At 55.2% G+C, this 2,111-nt stretch carries 1 protein-coding gene; it reads right to left on the reverse strand.

The features are described 5' to 3' along the window. Positions 1-436: 436 nt before the first annotated feature. Complete coding sequence (locus HMPREF2605_RS00015) at positions 437-955, reverse strand: hypothetical protein (protein ID WP_070846593.1); 519 nt, start codon at positions 953-955, stop codon at positions 437-439. Positions 956-2,111 lie beyond the last annotated feature (1,156 nt).

The following is a 2,111-nucleotide window of genomic DNA, read 5'->3' on the forward strand; positions in this document are numbered from 1 at the left end:
CCTGCCGGGGCTAGCTTCACTCCACCCGCCACATACCCGCACACCAACCCTGAAACCCTGGTGTTCCTGGACAAGCCAACCCTGCACGATGGTTCTTGTCCAGGAACACGAAAAGGGTGAGGTGGCGTCAATATAGAGCTGCAATAGGCTCTCCACACACCCATACGCCTAAACCCCAACCTCATCCCAGACGCCGATAATCTTAAGTTGTGTGTGTCGTTCCTGGTCTTGCGAGGATGACGGATGACAGTAGGACAATCCGACAGTCCACGGTACCCGGACCTAGTCGATGAGTGGACTATCAGGAGTCCGGTATACCTGTACGTAGTCTCCATCGCTACACACGAGTCACCGGAGCATCCAGGACATAAAACAACCCCAAACCACCGGCAAGGATGGTTCGGGGTTGTCTTGCGTACCCTACTCAGCAGAGCACCTAGAACAGCAGCTCCAGTACCTGCAGTATCCAGCACATGAAGTCAGGCAGATACCCTACGACAGCTACCCAACAAACCCACCCCAAAACAGCCCCAGCGGCTGTGCTTGTACATTGTGTCCCCACACCTGTACCTGTCCCTGTACCTGTGGACGTTTCCCATCGCACCACAGAAACCAGCACCCAGTACCTAACAACCGCACCAACAATAGCCAGCACAACCAACATCAGTACCAGCCCAGGACGCTGCCCCAAGCTCACATAGGCATCGATACACTCTTGGGCAGCCCATTCCCAATGCCGACGAGGCATCAGAAAAACCGCATCAACCAGCCTGCGGGACAGCCGATAGCTGTACAGCACCGCGCTCGCCTTAAGATGCTCCAGGGCTGCGTGGTGGTCATCAGGTATCGAGGCACCATACAGATGTAGGAGGAGCGTAGATACGAGGTAGGATGCGGCATGCATGACTACGTAGATGAGGGTCGAGATAGTACTCAGCAAGGTAAAAACCTCCATGTTCATACTCCTTAGTTATTGTTCAGGAGTGCTTACTATCTCTATATCGGGATGATGCGTCAGCGAGTCTTTCCAGAGTCTAGGCTGTGTATTGCTGTCGAAATGCACATTTTGATATCTTGAATCGCCTGCTTGTATGCTCTAGACGGCTACCTAGGGCTCCCAGCGCATACATCAACCCCAAACCCGCCCAAGCTTCCTCTGAGTAGAATCGACCCCTCAGCGGCGCTTCTATAGCCCACAGATAGTAGCCACCCGCGACTACCCCGTACCCCAGTACAGCCAGCATGAGTGCCAGTACTGGCACCGTGCAGCCGCCGCGCTCGCTAGTTTTGGTGCCACTAGTTATGCCACTCATCCAGCTACCCCTGAAGCCGTCTAGGTATGAGGCGGATGCACCCTCGTAGACGGTCTCCAGTACCCGGTAGAGAGACTCACGAGCCAGCAGAGAACAACCCAGCCGCCCCAGGCTTATGCACGCCCATGGGGCATGCCCTAGATGCAGAGACACCAGTAGCCTCTGCAACCTCTCATACAGATGAGTAGAGGTATCCACCGTCTCGATGACCTGACTGGAGGGTGCATCCAGGGGGTTGGGTTCGGCTGCTGATGGGGTCCGCTGTCAGGGTGAGAGGGGAGAGCATCAGGGGCGGGTTTCTGCACTACCAGAAAACAGTGTGTATTTTCTAGAACAGGCGCACTTTTGCTTGTCAAGCTGACTTCATAGAATGCAATTCTTTAATTCCAAAGAAATTCAAAAATGTCGTATCGGTGGCAGGGGTACATCATGCATGGAAGGTAGGGTAGAGCCCTTGAATTTACTGGCAAGAATTGGGTATATGGCGGGGCTGCAAGAGGGCATTGGAAAAAGGGCGCGTGTAAATAAAACAATGTGTTATGTAATTAGTCACATATTATTTACACGGGAAATGCATTCTTTTTACACAGCAGGGCTGCGGCGACCCGGAAGCGCTAGGCGGCCCGTAGAGGCCCTCAAAAGCCTCTGTACGTACCCTACCCAAAAGGGAGCCGATAAGGGGCTTAGAGGGGGGGCACAAGAGCGCGCGACAGCGCGCAAGCCCGCCGCTAGGCGGGCGCAGGGAGGCGCTTGCGCCGACCGAGCGGGCGCGCCAGCGCCCTCGCTCGCTGCCCCCCC

Source organism: Rothia sp. HMSC065C03 (assembly GCF_001837295.1).
Classification (GTDB): domain Bacteria; phylum Actinomycetota; class Actinomycetes; order Actinomycetales; family Micrococcaceae; genus Rothia.

What these genes read in the sequence shown, in the direction of transcription:
- HMPREF2605_RS00015 (WP_070846593.1), bottom strand. Translation starts at nt 955, where the DNA reads ATGGAGGTTTTTACCTTGCTGAGTACTATCTCGACCCTCATCTACGTA.